Origin of the sequence: Actinoplanes sp. NPDC051633 (assembly GCF_040681735.1) — a bacterium.
Classification (GTDB): Bacteria; Actinomycetota; Actinomycetes; order Mycobacteriales; family Micromonosporaceae; genus Actinoplanes.
In genome coordinates this window covers 1-2,978 of the sequence record NZ_JBFAZH010000976.1, presented here as the reverse complement: position 1 = coordinate 2,978, position 2,978 = coordinate 1, and the positions used below count along the sequence as shown (strand labels likewise).

At 69.5% G+C, this 2,978-nt stretch carries 2 protein-coding genes; one reads left to right on the top strand and one right to left on the bottom strand.

The annotated features are described in order from the left end of the window. Nucleotides 1–837 (bottom strand): endo-1,4-beta-xylanase (locus tag AB0M20_RS35455; RefSeq protein ID WP_364304892.1); only part of this gene is annotated, 837 nt, incomplete at its 3' end. Between the two features lie 203 nt (nt 838–1,040). Between AB0M20_RS35455 and AB0M20_RS35450 the strand changes: the two genes are divergently transcribed. Continuing rightward, a partial coding sequence (locus AB0M20_RS35450; protein WP_364304890.1) for a xyloglucanase occupies nt 1,041–2,978 on the top strand: 1,938 nt, incomplete at its 3' end.

Sequence of the window (2,978 nt, the reverse complement as noted above, 5' to 3'; positions counted from 1 at the left end):
GAGCTTCGTGGCGTCGGCCGGCGTGGTCATCCGGATGTCCAGCTCGGTGATCCGCACGTCGACGCCGAGGTCGGCGAAGCGTTGCAGGTTCTGCCGCAGGTCGCCGGGCACCTGGCCGATGATCAGGTGGCCCTGGAAGCCGACGCAGTCGATCGGCACGCCCTGTGCCTTGAGGTCGCGGACGGTGTTGTAGAGAGCGGTGCTCTTCGCGTTGACGCCGTCGGTGCTGTAGTCGTTGATGCAGAGCTTGGCCGACGGATCGGCGGCGCGGGCGGCCCGGAACGCCTCGGCGATGTACCCGTCGCCGAGCTTCTGCTGGAAGACCGTGTCGCGCCGGGCGCCGCTGCCGCCGTCGGCGAAGGCCTCGTTGACCACGTCCCAGGCGGCCACCTTGCCGGCGTATCGGCCGGCCACCGCGCTGATGTGGTTGGTCATCGCGGTGCGCAGCTGGTCGGCGGGCAGTGCGGAGACCCAGCCGGGCAGCTGGCTGTGCCACACCAGGGTGTGCCCGTAGAGCTTCTTGGCGGTGCTCTGGGCGTAGGACGCGACCGCGTCGGCGGCGGTCCAGCGGAACTGGCCCGCGGCCGGCTCGGTGGCGTCCCACTTCATCGCGTTCTCGGGTACGACCAGGTTGAACTCGTTGTCCGCGATGGACTTGTAGGAAGTCTCACTCAACCGGGCGGGGTCGAGCGCGACGCCGATGTCGCGGCCCTTGGCGTCGGCCAGCGACTTGAGGGTGGGCGCCGCGGCGACCGCGTGTGGGACGGCGACGGCCACCGCGGCGGCGGCCAGGGCGGCTGCGGAGACCAGCAGCCCGGCTCGTCGGAAGCGGGTCATGGGTGGGAGACCTCCATCGATGGTCGGGAGCGCTCCCACATCGACGGATGCCGACCTGTCTACCCATCAGTTCTCGGTCTGTCAATAAGCCCGAAACATGGTGGTGCATTTGTTTCTGGCACTTGACAAGCACATGTCACGCGGCCATGGTTTTGGGAGCGCTCCCACTCGATGAACTTCGATGTCTGCGAGAGGAATCCCCCGTGCGCCGCCCTCGAAGACCCGTGCTCGCCGTGGCCCTGTTGGTCCTCGGTGCGATCGCAGTCCCCGCCCCGGCGCCGGCCGCCCCCGTCAATGCAGTCCCCGAAAACTACACCTGGAGGAACGTCCGCATCGACGGCGGCGGCTTCGTGCCCGGCATCGTCTTCAACCGTAAAGAGAAGAACCTGATCTACGCGCGCACCGACATCGGCGGCGCGTACCGCTGGAACCAGGCCACGCAGAGCTGGACCCCGCTGCTCGACTGGGTCGGGCAGTCCAACTGGGGCTACAACGGCGTGGTCAGCATCGCCACCGACCCGGTCGACCCCGACCGGGTGTACGCCGCGGTCGGCATGTACACCAACAGCTGGGACCCGAACAACGGCGCGATCCTGCGCTCGACCGATCGCGGCAGCACCTGGCAGATCTCGAAGCTCCCGTTCAAGAACGGCGGCAACATGCCCGGCCGCGGCATGGGCGAGCGGCTCGCCGTCGACCCGCGCGACAACCGCAACGTCTACTACGCGGCCGAGGGCGGCAACGGCCTGTGGCGCAGCACCGACTACGGCGCCAACTTCTCCCGGGTGACGGCGTTCCCCAACGCCGGCAACTACGTCCAGGACCCGTCCGACGCGAACGGCTACCTGAGCCAGAACCAGGGCCTCACCTGGGTCACGTTCGACGAGACGACCCGCGACATCTTCGTCGGCGTGGCGGACAAGCAGAACCCGGTCTACCGCTCGGCCGACGGCGGCGCGACCTGGGCGCGGATCCCCGGCCAGCCGACCGGATACCTGGCCCACAAGGGCGTCCTCGACGCGGTCAACCACCACCTCTACATCGCGACCAGCGACACCGGCGGCCCGTACGACGGCGGCAAGGGCCAGGTGTTCCGGCTGGACACGCGCACCGGGGTGTGGACCGACGTCAGCCCGGTCGGCTTGGCCGACACGTACTTCGGCTACTCCGGCCTGACGCTGGACCGGCAGCGGCCGGGCACCCTGATCGTCGCCTCGCAGATCTCCTGGTGGCCGGACGCCGTCTTCTTCCGCAGCACCGACTCCGGCGCCACCTGGACCCGGATCTGGGATTACACGAGCTACCCGAACACGTCCAAGCGCTACACCATGGACATCTCGGCGAACCGCTGGCTCGACTTCAACAACAACCCGCAGCCGCCGGAGTCCACCCCGAAGCTGGGCTGGATGAACGAGTCCGTCGAGATCGACCCGTTCGACTCCGACCGCATGCTCTACGGCACCGGCGCCACCGTGTACGGCACCACGCAGCTCACCAACTGGGACCGCAACACCACCTTCACCATCAAGCCGTTCGCCAAGGGTCTCGAGGAGACCGCGGTGCTCGACCTGGCCAGCCCGCCCACCGGCGCGCCGCTGGTGAGCGCGCTGGGCGACATCGGCGGCTTCCACCACAAGGACCTCGGCACCGTCCCGCCGTCCTTCCACGACACCCCGAACCTGGGCAGCAACACCAGCATCGATTTCGCCGAGGCGAACCCGTCGGTGTTCGTCCGGGCCGGCAACGGCACCGGATCGCACGTCGGCATCTCCAACGACGGCGGCGAGAACTGGTACGCCGGCCAGGAACCGTCCGGCGTCACCGGCGGCGGGTCCATCACGACCGGCGCCGACGCCTCGGTCTTCGTCTGGGCGCCGGCCGGCACCGGCGTGCACTACTCCACCTCCCGCGGCGGCTCGTGGACCCCGTCCAACGGCATCCCGGCCGGCGCGAAGGTCGAAGCGGACCGCGTCAAACCCAGGACCTTCTTCGGGTACGCGGGCGGGCGCGTCTACGTCAGCACCGACGGCGGCGCGAACTTCCGGGCCGGCGCGGCGGTCGAGGCACGCTCGCTGCGTACGCCCCCGGGCCGCACCGGTGAACTGTGGGTGGCCGGGCCGTCGGGCCTGTTCCGCTCCACC